Source organism: Streptomyces sp. NPDC001070 (genome assembly GCF_053598835.1).
Genome location: NZ_JBSFLB010000023.1, coordinates 1 through 17,490 on the forward strand (window position 1 = coordinate 1; position 17,490 = coordinate 17,490).

Consider the following 17,490-nt stretch of genomic DNA (forward strand, 5'->3'; position numbering starts at 1 on the left):
CTCCCGGGGCAGGCACCGTGCGACGACGTCACCCTGCTCCTGGTCCGGACCCGCTCACTCAAACCCACCCGGGTCGCCTGCTGGACACTGCCCGGCGACCGGACCGCCGTCCGCGACGCCCGTGACCTGGCAGCCCGTCAGCTGGCCGCATGGGGCCTGGAAGGGCTCGAGGACTCCACGAAGCTGATCGTCAGCGAACTGGTCACCAACGCCCTCCGCCACGGCACCGGCCCGATCGGACTGCGCCTGATCCGGCACGAAGTCTTGACCTGCGAAGTGTTCGACACCGACGTCTGCGCCCCGCGACTGCGCCGGGCGCACTCCACGGACGAGAACGGCCGCGGCCTCTTCCTGGTCGCCCAGCTGTCCCGCCGGTGGGGCTCCCGCTCGGCATCGGGCGGCAAGGTCGTCTGGGCCGAAGCAGACCTGACCCCCTCACCCTCACAGCGACAGGCCTTCGACGCACCGCCCGCGCCCGGGGAGCAGCCGCGTCGCGCCACCCCACCGCAAGTCCGGCAACGTTGGCCGTGAGGTGAGGCCCGACCCGCCCCACGGGCCCGACGGGCGTGGCGGTGCGTACCGCCGCGCCCATGCTGCACGCGTCTGTCGGAGGTTCCTGGGGAAATCTTTCCCGGCATCCTCTGGACATCCGTCGCCTCTGACGCGACCATGAGGGTTACTCCATACGGTATGCAATCTTCAGTATGGAATTCGGTCATCGCGAGGAGGACGGCACATGGCGGGATCCAAGAGCCACGCCCCTGCGGGCGGCCGGGCGCCGTCGCCCCCGAGGACCACTCCTGACGCGGCCGCTGCCGGGCCGTCGTCGCATGCCCCTGGAACGGTGAACCAGTCGATGGACAAGTGAGGTGACGACCGCTGTGACGAAGGCTCTCGAGGGTGTCCGCGTGCTGGACATGACGCATGTGCAGTCCGGACCGTCCGCGACCCAGATCCTGGCCTGGCTCGGCGCCGACGTGATCAAGCTGGAGGCACCGACCGGCGACATCACCCGCAGCCAACTGCGCGACCTGCCCGACGCGGACAGCCTGTACTTCACCATGCTCAACGGCAACAAGCGCAGCATCACCTTGAACACCAAAACCCCCCGCGGCAAAGAGATCCTCACCGAACTCATCCGCCGCAGCGACGTCATGGTGGAGAACTTCGGCCCCGGCGCCATCGACCGCATGGGATTCACCTGGGAACACATCCACGACATCAACCCGCGGATCGTGTACGCCTCGATCAAGGGCTTCGGCGACGGCCCCTACACCGCCTACAAGGCCTATGAAGTCGTCGCCCAGGCCATGGGCGGCTCCATGGCCACCACCGGCTTCGACGGCGGCCCACCCCTGGCCACCGGCGCCCAGATCGGCGACTCCGGCACCGGCATGCACGCCGTCGCCGGCATCCTGGCCGCGCTCTTCCAACGCACCCACACCGGACGCGGCCAACGCGTCCAGGTCGCCATGCAACACGCCGTCCTGAACCTGTGCCGGGTCAAACTCCGCGACCAGCAACGCCTGACCCACGGCCCACTCGCCGAATACCCCAACGCCGAGGACACGTCTTCGGCTGAAGAGGTACCCCGCTCCGGCAACGCCTCCGGCGGCGGCCAACCCGGCTGGGCCGTCACATGCGCACCCGGCGGCCCCAACGACTACGTCTACGTCATCGTCCAGCCCACCGGCTGGCAACCCATCACCGAACTCATCGGCCGCCCGGAACTGGCCCACGACCCCGAATGGGCCACCCCCCAAGCCCGACTCCCCAAACTCGCCAAAATGTTCCAGCTCATCGAGGAATGGACCAGCACCCTGCCCAAATGGCAGGTCCTGGAACAACTCAACACCCACAACATCCCCTGCGGACCGATCCTGTCCACCAAAGAGATCATCGAGGACACCAGCCTGCAGGCCAACGAAATCATCGTCGAGGTCCCCCACCCCGAACGCGGCACCTACATCACCGTCGGCAACCCCCTCAAGCTCTCCGACTCGCCCACCACCATCGAACGCTCACCCCTCCTCGGCGAACACAACCAGGACATCTACACCGCAGAACTCGGCATCCACGAGGACGAGTTGCCCCTGCTCAAGGCGCAAGGGGTGATCTGACGACGACCGCGGACCCCGGCCCGCCGGCCGTGACCCGACCCGGCGGTGCGACCCGCCGCCGTACGGGCGGCGCATGGCATGCGGGTCACCGGCGCTCCGGAACCCGCCGCCGTACCGGGGACGGTGTCCCGTCGCGGACCCGGCACGGCACGCCCTGCCCCCGCACGACGACCGGGGCCCGGGTCCGGATGACACACCCCGGGGCGGACTGCCGTTGACAGACCCCGCTTATCGACCGGGCGGGCACGCACCACCGGCGCCCGCCGCGGCACGAAGCCGCGGCGCGCAGTCGTGGCACGCACGCGGTAACAGCAGAAAGGCACAGGCCAGACCATGAGCACCATCGAGGACCCGACCGGCGACCGTCTGGAGGTGACCCCGCCCAAGACCTGGGCGACCGGACTGCCCGCGGTGACACACGCGATCGGGTACTCCCTGGGCCAGACCACGGTCCGGCGCACGGCGCTGACGCTGCTGAACATCAACCAGGCCAAGGGCTTCGACTGCCCCGGATGCGCCTGGCCGGAGCCGGACCCGAAACACCGGCACCTGCAGGAGTACTGCGAGAACGGCGCCAAGCACATCAGCGACGAGGCGACCTCGCGCCGGGTCACCGCCGACTTCTTCGCCCGGCACTCGGTGTCCGAGCTGGACACCAAGTCCGACTACTGGCTCAACCAGCAGGGCCGGCTCACCGAGCCCATGGTCAAGCGCCCCGGTGCGACCCACTACGAGCCGATCGGCTGGGACGGCGCCCTCGACCTCCTTGCCGGGGAGCTCCGCGGCCTGGACTCCCCGGACGAGGCCGTGTTCTACACCTCGGGCCGGGTCGGCAACGAGGCCGCCTTCCTCCTGCAGCTCTTCGCCCGCGCCTACGGCACCAACAATCTGCCGGACTGCAGCAACATGTGCCACGAGTCCAGCGGCTCCGCTCTGAACGAGACCCTCGGCATCGGCAAGGGCAGCGTGTCCCTGGACGACATCCACCACGCCGACCTGATCTTCGTGGTGGGCCAGAACCCGGGCACCAACCACCCGCGGATGCTGTCGGCGCTGGAGGAGACCAAGCGCAACGGCGGGAAGGTCATCGCCGTCAATCCACTGCCCGAGGCCGGGCTGATGCGGTTCAAGCACCCGCAGAAGATCCGCGGCATCGCCGGCCGCGGGACCGCCATCGCCGACCAGTTCCTGCAGATCCGCCCCGGCGGTGACCTCGCGCTGTTCAAGGCCCTGAACCTGCTGCTCCTGGAGGCCGAGGACGCCGCTCCGGGAACCGTGCTGGACCAGGAGTTCATCGACACCCACTCCACCGGCTTCGCCGAGTTCGCCCGGCACTCCCGCAAGACCGACTGGGACGACGTCCTCACCGCCACCGGGCTGACCCGCGAGGAGATCGAGCAGGTGCACGCCCGGGTGCTGGAGAGCAGGAGCGTCATCGTCTGCTGGGCGATGGGCCTGACCCAGCACAAGCACGGAGTGCCGACCATCCGCGAGGTGGTCGACTTCCTGATGCTGCGGGGGAACATCGGCAGGCCCGGAGCCGGTGTGTGCCCGGTGCGCGGCCACAGCAATGTGCAGGGCGACCGCACCATGGGCATCTGGGAGCGGATGCCGCAGGAGTTCCTCGACGCGCTGGAGGCCGAGTTCGGGTTCGCCCCGCCCACCCGGCACGGCTGGGACACCGTGGACTCCATCCGGGCCATGCGCGACGGCCGCGCCAAGGTCTTCGTCGGCGTCGCCGGCAACTTCGTACGGGCCACCCCCGACAGCGAGCTCACCGAGGCCGCGCTGCGCGGCTGCCGGCTCACCGTGCACATCTCGACCAAGCTCAACCGCTCCCACACGGTCTGCGGCGACACCGCGCTGATCCTGCCGACCCTGGGCCGCAGCGACCGGGACGTCCAAGGCGGCGTCGAGCAGTTCGTCACGGTCGAGGACTCCATGAGCCAGGTGCACGCCTCCCGCGGCAGGCTCGCGCCCGCCTCCGGCACGCTGCTCAGCGAGGTGGCGATCATCTCCCGGCTGGCCCGCCGCACCCTCGGCGACGCCCCGCCCATCCCCTGGGAGGAGTTCGAGGCGGACTACGGCACCATCCGGGACCGGATCGCCCGGGTCGTCCCCGGCTTCCACGACTACAACGCACGGGTGGCCGAGCCGGGCGGCTTCACGCTGCCGAACCCGGTCAACCACGGGACGTTCCCGACCTCGAGCGGCAAGGCCGTCTTCACCTGCAACGACTTCGAGATGCTCCAGGCGCCCGAGGGGCACCTCATCCTGCAGACGCTGCGTTCCCACGACCAGTGGAACACCGTCCCGTACGCGATGGACGACCGCTACCGCGGGATCCGCAACGGCCGCCGCATCGTCCTGGTGAACCCCGCCGACCTGGCGGCGCTCGGTCTCGCCGACCGCGACCACGTCGATCTGGTGGGCGTGTGGCACGACGGGGTGGAACGCCGCGCCCGCGGCTTCCGGCTCGTCTCCTACCCCACGACGCCCGGATCCGCCGCCGCCTACTACCCGGAGACCAACGTCCTCGTGCCGCTGGACAGCGTGGCCGACATCAGCAACACCCCGACATCGAAGGGGATCGTGGTCCGGCTGGAACCGTCCGGCGACGGGACCAGGGACGACGCTTCGAACCCGACCGAAACGAGGTAGCCCGGCATGTCGACGCCGACGCACCGACCCGCGCAGTCCACCGGCGGCGCCCCCGGCCCCGAGGCGGTCATCGACCGCCTGGTGGAGTCCAACCGGCAGTACGCCGCCGGATTCACCGACCCGGGTATGGGGGCCCGCCCCGTTCTGGGGGTGGCCGTTGTGGCCTGCATGGACGCCCGTCTCGATCTGCACGCCGCTCTCGGCCTCGAGCTGGGCGACTGTCACACCATCCGCAACGCGGGCGGGGTGGTCACCGACGACACGATCCGCTCCCTGACGATCAGTCAGCGCGCACTCGGCACCCGCAGTGTCGTCCTCATCCACCACACGGGCTGCGGCCTCGAGAGTCTGACCGAGGACTTCCGGCACGAACTGGGGCTGGAGGTCGGACAGCGGCCGGCATGGGCGGTGGAGGCCTTTCAGGACGTCGACCAGGACGTCCGGCAGTCGATGCGGCGGGTGCGCACGTCGCCGTTCCTGCCGCACACCGACGACGTCCGGGGCTTTGTCTTCGACGTGTCGACGGGCCTGCTGCGGGAGATCGACCCGCTGCGCTGAGGCCACCGGCCACCCCCGGGACCCGGCCCCGGGGGTGGTTACGGCCCACAGGCGTGCGCGCGGGCCGGCGGACGGCAACCGGGCCGGGGCCTGCGGGACGGCGGCTCCGGCCGTACGGTCCGCGCGCGCAGGATGGCGGGCCGGCCGGAGCGTGTTCTCCGCGCCGGCCCGTCACCGCTCCGGTCTTGTGCCGGCGCATTCGGCGAAGGGACCGGGGTGCTCGGCATACTGTATGCAATCCCTTTCGTGCTTACCACCCGCTGCCTGGCGGCAGACCAGAAACCACTCCTGAGGGGGCGCCCGTGTCGTACCGCAACGCTTTCTCCCGCGTCCTGAGCAGCGTCATCGAGCCCTCCGCCGAGAGGGCCGGCAAGGAGGGCAGGTTTCCGCGCAGCTCGGTGACGGCCCTCGGCCGGGCCGGGCTGCTCGGACTCACCGTCTCCGCGGACCTGGGCGGCGGCGGGCTCGCGCTGTCCGACGCCGCCGATGTGGTGGCGCGGATCGCGCGTGCCTGCCCGGCGACCGCGGCCGTGCTCCAGTCGCACTACGCGGCGGTCGCCGTCATCGAGGCGTACGGCAGCCCGTGGGTCCGTGCCGAGATCGCCGCCGGGCGCCACCTCGGCAGTCTCGCCCTGACCGAGGGCGTCCCCGGCGGGCAGGGCATACAGGCCCGGCCCTGGGGGCCCTCTTCCACGGCCACCCGCTCAGGTGACGTGGTCGCCCTGCGCGCCCGCAAACGCGAGGTGGTCGCCGCGGGGGAGGCCGACAGCTACGTCTGGTCGTCCCGGCCGCTCGCCACGGAGGACGGCCTGACTCTCTGGACGGTCCCCGCGCACGCCCCCGACCTGTTCGTCCCCGCCCGGACGGACGGGGGAGGGCCGTACGGCAGCGCGACCTCGACCGTCCTGGCCGATCCGGTGCTCGTCCCGGCCGACGCGATGCTCGGGAAGGACGGCGAAGGGCACGACATCGTGCTGCGCACCGTCCTGCCGTGGCTGCTCGAACTGCGCGACGCCGTCGGTGCCACCGCAATCCACCCCTCGGTGGACGTCGTGGCAGCCGCCCGGCGCCCGGCCGGCACCCTCGCGTCGTGAACCGGGCGGGGCGGCGGGTCAGCGCCGGGCCGTCGCCCTCGCCGCGAGGGCCTTGCGGTATTCGCCGGTTCGTTCGGTGTGCTTGCGCATGATCTCGCCGGCGCGGCCGGCGTCGCCCTTGGCGATGGCCTTGATGAGCTGGGAGTGCTCGTTCCAGGCGTCCTTGCCGCGGGGCTTGGCGATGGGCGTGTAGTACCAGCGCACCTTCCGGCTCACCTGCGAGATCAGCTCGGCCAGTACGGAGTTGCCGGCCATGGAGGTGATGAAGGTGTGCAGGGAGATGTTGGCCGTGACCAGGCGCTCCACGTCTCCGGCTGCGAGCGCGTCGACGCCCTCCTGCTGCAGCGTCCAGAGGTGTTCGACGTCCTCGGGCTTGGCGTTCGCGGCGGCGAGTTGGGCCGAGTAGGTCTCCAGCACCGAGCGGACGCTGAGGAGTTGGGCGGCCTCTTCCTCGGTGGGGGAGTGCACGAAGGCGCCCTGGGCGGGGCGCAGATCGACCCAGCCGTCGGTCTGCAGCCGCTGCAGGGCCTCGCGGACGGGCTGGCGGCTGACGCCGAGGTGTTCGGCGAGTTCGGCCTCGACCAGGTGCTGGCCGGGTGTGAGGGAGCCGTTGATGATCAGTTCGATCAGCGCGTCGTACACGGCCTGGCGCAGTGGTGCCGGGCGGGCGACACGCCGGGTCGCCGCGGCCGTCAGGGACTCACGCATGCTTCCCCCGATCTGCCGGCGAACCCGTGGGCCGACGGCTCTGCCAGTGGTGGCCGCCGTGGCGGTCGCAAGGCGGTGGTGGGAGTTCCCGGATCTCCCAGTATACAGGTTTTGGTATGCAACATGCCTCAACTGTGGCGTGATGCCCGCCCGGTGGCGGGCCGGAGCGTGCGAAAAGTTGGCGACGGGATTCTGCATACAGAAGCTTGTATGCGGTATCGTCGCCCTGTACTGCCAGCACCGTCGGGAAACCGAAGCGGCTCCGCAGGCCGGTCACCGGCCCCGCGCATCCGCAGGACAGGTCGAGGGGCGTGCATGTGGGCGAATGGCACCGGTCTGACGGCAGCGACGATCCCGCGCCGGTACTCCCCGACCTGACGAAGGCGGAGCGATCAATGACGATCAGCGGGAGTGACATGACGGTCGAAGACGTTGTCCGCACGGTTGTGGCTGATCACCGGGATCAGCGCGGTTCGCTGCTGCCCATACTGCACGCCGTCCAGGCCGAGTTGGGCTGCGTGCCGCAGGAGGCCATACCGGTACTCGCCGACGAGCTCAACCTCTCCAGGGCGGACGTCCACGGAGTGGTGACCTTCTACCACGACTTCCGCCGCGAGCCGGCGGGCCGCACCACCGTGCGGATATGCCGTGCCGAGGCATGCCAGGCCCTCGGCGCCGACGGCCTGCTGGGCTACGCGCGCGAGGCGGGGCTGGCGCTGGGGGAGACCACCGCGGACGGTTCGGTCACCGTCGAGCAGGTCTTCTGCCTCGGCAACTGCGCCCTCGGGCCGTCGGTCGAGGTGAACGGCCGGTTGTACGGACGAATGGACCAGGCCCGGCTGGGCTCGATCCTCGAGGGGACGGTCGCACGATGAGGCTCTCTTCGGACTCCGCGGTGACGGTCTACGTCCCACGCGACTCGGCGGCCAGGTCCGTCGGCGCGGACGAGGTCGCGGACGCGCTGCGACAGGCCGCCGCCGAACGGGAGTCGCCCGTCGAGGTGGTGCGCAACGGTTCCCGCGGCATGCTGTGGCTGGAGCCGCTGGTCGAGGTGGCCACGCCGGCCGGCCGCGTCGGCTACGGACCGGTGTCCCCCTCGGACGTGGAGGGCCTGCTGACCGCAGGCCTGCTGGAGGGCGGGGACCACCCGCTGCGCCTGGGCGTCGTCGACGAACTGCCCTGGCTGGCACGCCAGACGCGGGTCACCTTCTCCCGGGTCGGGGTGACCGACCCGCTGTCGACCGGGGACTACCTGCGCCACGGGGGCCTGGCCGGGCTGCGCACGGCGCTGGGCATGGCGCCCGCTGACGTGGTCACCGAGGTCACCGAATCCGGGCTGCGGGGCCGCGGCGGCGCGGGCTTCCCCGCCGGCATCAAGTGGAAGACCGTCCTGGACTGCGCCGACGAGCTGAAGTTCGTCTGCTGCAACGCCGACGAGGGCGACAGCGGGACCTTCGCCGACCGGATGGTGATGGAGGGCGACCCGTTCATGCTCATCGAGGGCATGACGATCGCCGCACACGCGGTCGGCGCGCGCGAGGGCTATGTCTACATCCGCTCGGAGTACCCCGACGCCGTGGCCACGATGCGCGCCGCGATCGCGATCGCGCGGGAGCACAACTGGCTCGGCAAGGGCATCCTCGGCTCCCCGCTCGACTTCGAGCTGCACGTCCGGGTCGGCGCGGGCGCGTACATCTGCGGCGAGGAGACCTCCATGCTGGAGAGCCTGGAGGGCAAGCGCGGCACGGTCCGGGCCAAGCCGCCGATCCCCGCGATCGAGGGCCTGTTCGGAAAGCCGACCGTCGTGAACAACGTCCTCACCCTCGCCACCGTGCCCGTGGTCCTCGCCGACGGGGCGAAGGCGTACCAGGAACTCGGTGTCGAACGCTCGCGCGGCACCCAGGTGTTCCAGCTCGGCGGCAACATCGCCCGCGGCGGGATCGTGGAGACGGCCTTCGGCGTCACCCTGCGCGAACTGGTCGAGGAGTACGGCGGCGGCACGCTCTCCGGGCGCCCGGTGCGCACGGTGCAGGTCGGCGGGCCGCTCGGCGCCTACCTGCCGGAGTCGAAGTTCGACCTGCCGATGGACTACGAGGCGTTCGCCGCCGCGGGGGCCATGCTGGGCCACGGCGGCATCGTCGTGTTCGACGACACCGTCGACATGGCCGCGCAGGCCCGCTTCGCGATGGAGTTCTGCGCCGAGGAGTCCTGCGGCAAGTGCACCCCCTGCCGGGTGGGCTCCGTGCGCGGCGTCGAGGTGATCGACAAGATCGTGGCGGGGCAGCAGCGGGACGGGAACCTGGCCCTGCTCGAGGACCTGTGCGAGCTGATGACCGATGGCTCGCTGTGCGCGATGGGCGGACTGACGCCGATGCCCGTGCGCAGTGCCATCGCCCATTTCCCCGACGACTTCCTCGCCCGCGACGCCGGCCAGGGGGTCCGGCACGGGCAATCCAGTGGCGCCAGGACGGAGGGCACGGCATGACACTTCTCAAGGAACCCGACTTCGGCACACCGGAAAGGCCCGGCGCGGCGACGGTGTCGGTGGAGGTCGACGGGATGCCGGTGACCGTGCCGGAAGGCACGTCGGTGATGCGCGCCGCCGCGCTCGCCGGCATCGACATCCCCAAGCTCTGCGCCACCGGCAGCCTGGAGCCGTTCGGCTCCTGCCGGCTGTGCGTGGTGGAGATCGACGGCCGCCGCGGCACCCCGGCGTCCTGCACCACGCCGGTGGCGGACGGGATGAAGGTGAGCACGCAGACCCCGAAGGTGGAGAAGCTCCGCCAGGGCGTCATGGAGCTCTACATCTCCGACCACCCGCTGGACTGCCTCACCTGCCCGGCCAACGGCGACTGCGAGCTGCAGGACATGGCCGGCGTGGTCGGGCTGCGGCAGGTCCGGTACGGCTACGAGGGCGAGAACCACCTCGACGCCGCGAAGGACACGTCCAATCCGTACTTCGACTTCGACGCGTCCAAGTGCATCGCCTGCTCCCGCTGCGTGCGGGCCTGCGGCGAGGTGCAGGGGACCTTCGCGCTGACCATCGAGGGGCGCGGCTTCGACTCCAAGGTCTCGGCGGGCGCGGGCGAGAGCTTCATGGACTCCGAGTGCGTCTCCTGCGGGGCCTGTGTGCAGGCCTGCCCGACCTCGACGCTGCAGGAGAAGTCGGTGGTCGAGCTCGGCATGCCGACCCGGTCGGTGGTCACCACCTGTGCGTACTGCGGTGTCGGCTGCTCCTTCAAGGCCGAGCTGCGCGGCGACGAGCTGGTGCGGATGGTGCCGTACAAGGACGGCGGGGCCAACGAGGGCCACTCCTGCGTCAAGGGCAGGTTCGCCTTCGGCTACGCGACCCACCCCGACCGGGTGCTGGGGCCCATGGTCCGCGACAGGATCACCGATCCGTGGCGCGAGGTCGAGTGGGACGAGGCCATCGGCACCGTCGCCCGGCGGATGCGCGAGCTCCAGGATCGGTACGGACCGAGTGCGATCGGCGCCATCACCTCCTCGCGGTGCACGAACGAAGAGGTGTACGTCGTCCAGAAGATGGTGCGGGCGGCCTTCGGCAACAACAACGTGGACACCTGCGCCCGGGTCTGCCACTCCCCGACGGGATACGGGCTCAAGCAGACCTTCGGCGAGTCGGCCGGCACCCAGGACTTCCGGTCGGTGGCGCAGGCCGACGTGATCATGGTGATCGGCGCCAACCCCACGGATGGGCACCCGGTGTTCGCCTCCAGGATGAAGCGCCGGCTGCGCGAGGGCGCCCAGCTGATCGTGGTCGACCCGCGCCGCATCGACCTGGTGCGCTCCCCGCACATCGAGGCCCGGCACCACCTCCAGCTCAAGCCGAGCACCAACGTCGCGGTCGTCAACGCCATGGCGCACGTGGTGGTCACCGAGGGCCTGGTCGACCGGGCCTTCGTGGACGAGCGGTGCGAGGACTTCGACGCGTGGGCGGAGTTCATCGCCCGCCCGGAGCACAGCCCGGAGGCCACTGAGCTGATCAGCGGCGTGCCCGCCGACGAACTGCGCGCCGCGGCCCGGCTGTACGCGCAGGCGCCCAACGGGGCCATCTACTACGGCCTCGGCGTCACCGAGCACAGCCAGGGTTCGACCATGGTCATGGGGATGGCCAACCTCGCGATGGCGTGCGGCAACATCGGCCGTGACGGCGTCGGCGTGAACCCGCTGCGCGGCCAGAACAACGTGCAGGGCTCCTGCGACATGGGCTCGTTCCCGCACGAGCTGCCCGGTTACCGGCACGTGTCCGACGACGCTGTCCGAACGGTGTTCGAGAAGCTCTGGGGCGGCACTCTCCTCGCCGAGCCCGGGCTGCGGATCCCCAACATGTTCGACGCGGCGATCGACGGGACCTTCCGCGGCCTGTTCGTCCACGGCGAGGACATCGCCCAGTCCGACCCCAACCTGGGGCACGTCACCGCCGCGCTGGAGGCCATGGAACTGGTCGTCGTGCAGGACCTGTTCCTGAACGAGACGGCCAAGTTCGCGCACGTCTTCCTGCCCGGCGCGTCCTTCCTGGAGAAGGACGGCACGTTCACCAACGCCGAACGCCGGATCAACCGGGTGCGCGCGGTGATGAAGCCGAAGACGGGCAAGCACGAGTGGCAGATCGTCAGCGAGATCGCCACCGCCATGGGCTTCCCCATGGCCTACGACCACCCGGGGCAGATCATGGACGAGATCGCCGCGGTCACGCCCACCTTCACCGGTGTCTCCTTCGCGCTGCTGGACAAGCTCGGCAGCGTCCAGTGGCCGTGCAACGAGTCGGCCCCGGAGGGAACGCCGATCATGCACGTCGACGAGTTCGTCCGGGGCAAGGGCAAGTTCGTGGTCACCACCTTCGTGCCGACCAGCGAGCGCAGCACCCGGCGCTTCCCGCTGATCCTCACCACGGGGCGGATCCTCAGCCAGTACAACGTCGGGGCGCAGACACGCCGCACCGGCAACGTCGCGTGGCATCCCGAGGACGTACTGGAGCTGCACCCCCACGACGCCGAGGTCCGCGGCATCACCGACGGCGACATGGTGACCCTGACCAGCCGTGTGGGGCAGACGACCCTGCGCGCGGAGATCTCCGACCGGATGCCGGCCGGCGTCGTGTACACCACGTTCCACCACCCGGTCACCGGCGCCAACGTGGTCACCACCGAGAACTCGGACTGGGCGACCAACTGCCCGGAGTACAAGGTCACCGCCGTGCAGGTCGGGCTCGCGCGTCCGCTCCGGCCCGACGACGCGGAGATCGCCGAGGACGGCCTGCTCACGGTGGGGGACTGAGATGGGAGCCGCGGTGCCGTCCGAACGGAGGATGGCGAACGACATCGCCGCGAACCTCGGGCACCTGCCGGGCGGGCAGGCGGCCGAGGCCGTCGCGGGGCACATCGGCAGGTTCTGGGACCCGCGCATGCGCGCTCGGCTGTTCGAGTTCGTCGACGCCGGAGCGGACGGGCTGGACCCCTTGGTCGTGGCCGCGGTGAAGCTCCTGCGGTGACCCGCGGGCTCCGGGAACGGGCCGGGAGCCGGGATCGCGGGCGATTTCCGCGGCCCCGGCGACCGGCCCCGCCCCGGCCGCTCGCTGTGACGGCACCGGCACCCAACGGGACCGGCGGCCGCGCCCGCCGGTGTGCGAGGGCGCCGCGGCCAGGCGAGTTCGTGATGGTCAGGGCTCCCGGGAATCACGGCGCGCCTCGGCCGTCCGACACCGGCCGCCGGGCTGTGCTAGGCTTTTTGTAGTTGCAGTTGTGGTACCCATAAACCTATGTGCGCCTGACGGGTAATTTCTCACCTGCAGGCGCATTATTTGTTCTCCGGCATCTCCGGATGGGGCCTCTGCCTACAGAAGGAGAAAGTCATGGCACAGGGAACCGTGAAGTGGTTCAACTCCGAAAAGGGTTTCGGATTCATTGAGCAGGACGGCGGCGGCCCCGACGTCTTCGCCCACTACTCGAACATCGCGACCCAGGGCTTCCGTGAGCTCCAGGAGGGCCAGCGGGTGACCTTCGACGTCACGCAGGGCCAGAAGGGCCCGCAGGCGGAGAACATCGTCCCCGCCTGATCGCCCGGACGCGTATCCGCCTGCCGGGGTCCGCACCGTACGGTGCGGACCCCGGTTTGTGTTGTTCCAGGAAGGCAGACATCCGTATGTCCCGCAGGCCCCAGAAACCGGCCAGGCGCACGTCGCCGCGTCCGTCGTCCGCGTCGGCGCCGAGAGAATTCCGGCTGCCGGAAAGCACGACACCCGCGCTGCCCGCGGTCGAGGACTTCGCCGGTCTCGACATGCCCGCGGGGCTGCTGAAGACCCTCACCGCGCAGGGCGTGACCACGCCCTTCCCCATCCAGGCCGCCACGCTGCCGAACTCGCTGGCCGGCCGTGACCTGCTGGGGCGGGGACGCACCGGCTCCGGCAAGACCCTGGCGTTCGGACTGGCCCTCCTGGCCCGTACGGCGGGGCTGCGCGCGGAGCCCAGGGCGCCCCTCGCCCTCGTGCTGGTGCCCACCCGCGAACTTGCCCAGCAGGTGACGGACGCGCTGACCCCCTACGCGACGGCGGTGAACCTCCGGCTGGCCACCGTGGTCGGCGGGCTGTCCATGACCAAGCAGGCCGCCACGCTCCGGCGCGGCGCCGAGGTGCTCGTGGCGACCCCCGGCAGGCTGAACGACCTGGTGGCACAGGGCGACTGCGTGCTCGACGACGTCCGCATCACGGTGCTGGACGAAGCCGACCAGATGACCGACATGGGCTTCCTGCCGCAGATCACCAAGCTGATCGAGCGCGTGCGGCCCGACGGGCAGCGGATGCTCTTCTCGGCCACCCTGGACGGCAACATCGACCGCTTGGTGCAGCGGTTCCTGACCGACCCGGTGGTGCACTCCGTGGACCCGTCCGCCGGGGCGGTGACCACCATGGAGCACCACGTGCTCCACGTCCTGGACGAGACCGACAAGAAGGCCGTCACCACGCGCATCGCGGCCCGTGACGGCCGGGTCATCCTCTTCCTGGACACCAAGAGGTCCGCCGACCGGCTCGCCAAGCGGCTCCTGTCCGTCGGTGTCCGCGCGGCGGCACTGCACGGGGGCCGCTCCCAGCCGCAGCGGAACCGGACCCTGGACCAGTTCAAGAACGGCCAGGTCACCGCGCTGGTCGCCACGAACGTCGCGGCCCGCGGTATACACATCGACGACCTCGATCTCGTGGTGAACGTCGATCCGCCCACCGACCACAAGGACTACCTGCACCGGGGCGGCCGCACGGCCCGCGCCGGCGGCTCCGGCAGCGTGGTCACGCTGGTCCTGCCCGACCAGAAGCGGGACGTCACCCGGCTGATGTCGGACGCGGGCATCCGTCCCCGGTCGGCCCGCATCACGTCGAGCGACGCCGAGCTGGCCACCATCACCGGCGCCCGCGAGCCCTCCGGCGTGGCCGTCACCATCGAGATCCCGCAGCCCGCGGCACCGGCGGCGTCCCGCCCGGACCGGAAGAACGGCACCGAGCCCGGCAGGCGGCCCAGCCGCCGGCGCCGGAGCGGCGCCGGGGCCGGGACGGCGACGGGTGCCGGGACCGGTGGCCGGGGTTCGGAGGGGCGTGCCGCGGCCGGGACGACGGGGGCCGGCGGTGCCTCCGGAACCGGCGGGCGCGGTTCCGCCCGCCGGGCGGGATCCCGCGCGGCCGCGGGCGGCGCCGTGAGCGCGGGCGGCCGCAGTTCCGACCGCCGTGCCGCGGCGGGCGCCGCGACCGGCGGCGCCTCCGGCAAGGTCGTCCGCGGCTCCGGCCGGCGGCCGGCCGGCGAGGCGACCGGCGGCGCTGCCGGCACCGACGGCCGGGCCGGTCGCGGTGGCCGGGGCGGCCGCCGCAGCTCGGCGACCTGAGCCCTTGAGGTGAAGCGGGCAGCCGATCCCTCGCCGTCCATGTATGCCGGACACGGGCACTGGCGGCGAAGGGATCGGCCCCGGCTTCGCCGGTGACCCCTGGGGGCTCCTCGGCCTTCCCCGGCCGCGCCGCCGGGGCATGGCGGTACCGAGGGCGGCCTTCCACGGCCGCCCGTTTCGTATACGACGTTCGCACCGCCGCCGCCCCGGGCGGCCGGGCCGGGTTCCGGCCGGCTCCGTGGCGTCCGCACCTCCGCGCCGTGCACATACTGAACCCCGTAGCGCGACCGGGCCGCCGTTGCCACCCTGGAGCGGTCGTCAACCAAGCCCGGCAAATGAGGTGTTGAGCGATCACGCCGCGGCGCGGCTCATCCCTCACGCGCAGCCGGGGCCGGGCAACGCCCAAGGCCCGCCGGATGATGCCGCGCTCTCCGGGCGGTCGCCGAGCAGTCTCCGCGCGGCGGGCCGGACCCGCCGACGGAAGTCGCGGTTGCCTCATAGGTAATGCGGTAGTCAATCTTCCCGACATCCTCTGGACACGCGCTTCGGCGGATCCATACCGTATGCAATCTCCAGTATGGAATGCCTCACATGCTGGTCAGCGGATCGACGACAACTCAGCCCCGGGCGCGGCGCCTTCGCGCCCGGGGCCGTACCGCAGTGATACCGCCCATGCGCTGCACGGTCCGGGATGCCGCCCCGGACCTCCAGGCGTCCGGACGGCGTACCGCCGGCCCGGCCGCTGTCGGCCGTGCCGCAGGGATGGGATTCCGGACCACCCCGCCGCATGAAGAGAAAGGCCCAGGGAGCGCACGCCAGGTTCTTTTCACGCAAGGGAAGGCACACATGTCAGCAATACCTCAGGTGGCCCCTGCTCCCTATCGGGAAGTCACCGACGTGAACGGCCGTGTGTACCGGGTCGGGGAGACCGACCGGTCCATCCTGGGCAGGCCCCGGGCCTGGATGGTCTGGCTTCCGTGGTTCGCGATGATGGGTGTCAGCGTCTTCGAGTACGGCTACAGCTCCGCGGAGTCGACCCTTGAGAGCGCTCACGGTTGGACGCTCACGCAGGCGTTCTGGATCGCCAGTGTGTGGGCGGTCTTCCAGGCGGGAGTGGCGTTTCCCGCGGGGCGGCTGAGGGAGACGGGAGTCCTGCCGGCCAGGACGGCCATGCTCGCCGGTGCGCTGCTGTCCGGTGTCGGTCTCGCGTCCGTCGCCCATTTCGGGAACCCCGTCGTCGTGATCCTCGGCTACTCGGTGCTCGGCGGCACCGGTGCGGGACTGGTCTACGCGACCTGCATCAACATGGTCGGCAAGTGGTACCCGGACAACAAGGGCGCCCGCACCGGCTTCGTCAACGGCGGCTTCGCCTACGGAACCCTGCCGTTCATCTTCGTCTTCAGCTACTGGTTCCACCCCGGGAACTACAAGCTGGTCCTGGACCTGATCGCGGTGTTCATGGTCCTCGTCGTGGGCGTCTGCGGCATGTTCTTCCAGGACCCGCCGAAGAGCTGGTGGCCGCACGACGTGGACCCGCTGAACCGGGGCACGACCGAGGACTCCGCGCGAGTCGCCAGGCGGCTGGCCAAGAACCCTCCGGCGAAGGGGCAGTTCACCCCGATGCAGGCGATCCGGACCGGGCAGCTGCCGCTGATGTGGTTCGCGCTGGTGTGCATCGGCGGTGTGTCGCTCTTCGGCATCAACTTCCAGGTGCCGTTCGCCAAGAGCCTGGGCTTCGGGCCGCTGGTGGCCGCGTCGTCCGCGGGCGTGCTCGCCGTGGTCAACGGTGTCGGCCGCGCGGCCGTGGGCTGGCTGTCCGACACCCTCGGCCGCAAGCGGACGCTGACACTGGTGCTGGTCGTCGCGGGCGTGGCGCAGTTCGGCGTCCTGTGGTCGGGCCAGGCGCACAACGAACCCCTCTTCCTCTTCTTCGCGTTCGTGAACGGCTTCGGCGGCGGCGCCTTCTACCCGCTGTTCGCCGCCCTCGTACCGGACTACTTCGGCGAGAACAACAACGCGCAGAACTACGGCCTGGTCTACAGCGCCAAGCTGTTCGGCGGTGTGTTCGGCGGCGGTCTGGCCGCCTCGGTGATCAGCGCGTGGGGCTACACCGGCGGCTACAGTCTGGCCGGCGGCATCGCCTTCCTCTCGGCGGTGATCACGCTGTTCCTGCGCCAGCCCAGGCCCTCGCACGTGGAGGGGACCGCCGCGCGGGAGGCCGGCGGCCGTGCCGAGCCGGCCCCGGCTGAGACTGCCCCCGCCGAAGCGAGCGGCTGAGCGGTCCGGCCCCGGAGGGGCGCCGCCGCGGCGGCGCCCCCCACAAGACGTGCGCGGGCGAACGGAGCCCGGCCCGGTTCAGCGGCAGTTCCGCGCCGGGTCGCCCGCGTCACGGGAGCGGGGCCGGCCGGTGGGGTGCGCTCCCTGCTTCGTCCGGCCCCGCCCCAGTTCCCGTCGGGCATGCG

The 17,490-nt window shown here is 71.1% G+C and carries 13 protein-coding genes; 12 read left to right on the top strand and 1 reads right to left on the bottom strand.

Annotation, left to right across the window (positions count from 1 at the left end; translation table 11 throughout):
• The 5 genes from ACWDAS_RS26260 to ACWDAS_RS26280 all read left to right on the top strand — a co-directional run.
• On the top strand, positions 1–531 hold a 531-nt coding region (locus tag ACWDAS_RS26260; RefSeq protein ID WP_450395435.1), incomplete at its 5' end, for an ATP-binding protein.
• A gap of 338 nt (positions 532–869) precedes the next feature.
• Positions 870–2,120, top strand: coding sequence for a formyl-CoA transferase (gene frc / locus ACWDAS_RS26265; protein WP_450395437.1), 1,251 nt, complete (start codon positions 870–872; stop codon positions 2,118–2,120).
• 333 nt (positions 2,121–2,453) lie between these two features.
• A complete protein-coding gene (locus tag ACWDAS_RS26270; protein ID WP_450395439.1) occupies positions 2,454–4,781 on the top strand; it encodes an FdhF/YdeP family oxidoreductase in 2,328 nt (775 codons plus the stop codon).
• A 6-nt stretch (positions 4,782–4,787) separates the two neighbouring features.
• Positions 4,788–5,339: a beta-class carbonic anhydrase gene (locus ACWDAS_RS26275; RefSeq protein WP_450395441.1), complete on the top strand. Its 552-nt coding sequence runs from the start codon at positions 4,788–4,790 to the stop codon at positions 5,337–5,339.
• A 302-nt stretch (positions 5,340–5,641) separates the two neighbouring features.
• A complete protein-coding gene (locus ACWDAS_RS26280; protein ID WP_450395443.1) occupies positions 5,642–6,433 on the top strand; it encodes an acyl-CoA dehydrogenase family protein in 792 nt (263 codons plus the stop codon).
• A gap of 18 nt (positions 6,434–6,451) precedes the next feature.
• Here ACWDAS_RS26280 and ACWDAS_RS26285 read toward each other — a convergent pair whose 3' ends face one another.
• Positions 6,452–7,141: a GntR family transcriptional regulator gene (locus tag ACWDAS_RS26285; protein ID WP_450395445.1), complete on the bottom strand. Its 690-nt coding sequence runs from the start codon at positions 7,139–7,141 to the stop codon at positions 6,452–6,454.
• A 416-nt stretch (positions 7,142–7,557) separates the two neighbouring features.
• Between ACWDAS_RS26285 and ACWDAS_RS26290 the strand changes: the two genes are divergently transcribed.
• From ACWDAS_RS26290 to ACWDAS_RS26320, 7 genes are all read left to right on the top strand, one after another.
• Complete coding sequence (locus ACWDAS_RS26290) at positions 7,558–8,016, top strand: formate dehydrogenase subunit gamma (protein ID WP_450395448.1); 459 nt, start codon at positions 7,558–7,560, stop codon at positions 8,014–8,016.
• The gene (locus ACWDAS_RS26295; RefSeq protein WP_450395451.1) at positions 8,013–9,626 is read left to right on the top strand and encodes a formate dehydrogenase beta subunit; all 1,614 of its coding nucleotides are present in this window, start codon (positions 8,013–8,015) and stop codon (positions 9,624–9,626) included. Before ACWDAS_RS26290 ends, ACWDAS_RS26295 begins: the two co-directional genes overlap by 4 nt.
• Entirely contained in the window at positions 9,623–12,439 is a 2,817-nt protein-coding gene (gene fdhF / locus ACWDAS_RS26300) for a formate dehydrogenase subunit alpha (RefSeq protein ID WP_450395454.1), read from the top strand. Before ACWDAS_RS26295 ends, fdhF begins: the two co-directional genes overlap by 4 nt.
• A 31-nt stretch (positions 12,440–12,470) precedes the next feature.
• Complete coding sequence (locus tag ACWDAS_RS26305) at positions 12,471–12,653, top strand: formate dehydrogenase subunit delta (protein ID WP_450395456.1); 183 nt, start codon at positions 12,471–12,473, stop codon at positions 12,651–12,653.
• A 360-nt stretch (positions 12,654–13,013) separates the two neighbouring features.
• A complete protein-coding gene (locus ACWDAS_RS26310; protein ID WP_031013754.1) occupies positions 13,014–13,217 on the top strand; it encodes a cold-shock protein in 204 nt (67 codons plus the stop codon).
• A gap of 221 nt (positions 13,218–13,438) precedes the next feature.
• Positions 13,439–15,028, top strand: coding sequence for a DEAD/DEAH box helicase (locus tag ACWDAS_RS26315; RefSeq protein WP_450395459.1), 1,590 nt, complete (start codon positions 13,439–13,441; stop codon positions 15,026–15,028).
• 846 nt (positions 15,029–15,874) lie between these two features.
• Positions 15,875–17,305: an OFA family MFS transporter gene (locus ACWDAS_RS26320; RefSeq protein WP_450395461.1), complete on the top strand. Its 1,431-nt coding sequence runs from the start codon at positions 15,875–15,877 to the stop codon at positions 17,303–17,305.
• The last annotated feature ends 185 nt before the right edge of the window (positions 17,306–17,490 follow it).